The 281-nt window shown below is 48.4% G+C and carries 1 pseudogene; it reads right to left on the reverse strand.

The features are described 5' to 3' along the window. Positions 1–223, reverse strand: a pseudogene (locus MWU78_RS22630) (hypothetical protein); the annotation flags it as partial. Positions 224–281: the final 58 nt, after the last annotated feature.

Here is a 281-nt window from a genome sequence, read left to right on the forward strand (position 1 = left end):
TTCCATTCTCTACATACTCCAGTCCTTTTACAAACAATTTCCAGTACAGTTCGGCCAATTTCCTGGCCACTGCCTTTATGGCCACCAATCCTCCCTTTTTGGCCCGTATCTTTCTACCGAAAGCGCCCAATGCAATGTGCCTGCTGTTGAGCAGGCCTACTGCTGCCTGTTTGAAGATCAGACCTGCCCTTGGGGCTCCCTTGGGTTTGTAGTTGCGTTTCATTTTTCCCGAATTGTGTTGTTTTGGGGCAAGTCCCAACCAAGAGGTGAAATGTTTTTCC

This window comes from Arenibacter sp. F26102 (assembly GCF_023015865.1).
Classification (GTDB): domain Bacteria; phylum Bacteroidota; class Bacteroidia; order Flavobacteriales; family Flavobacteriaceae; genus Arenibacter.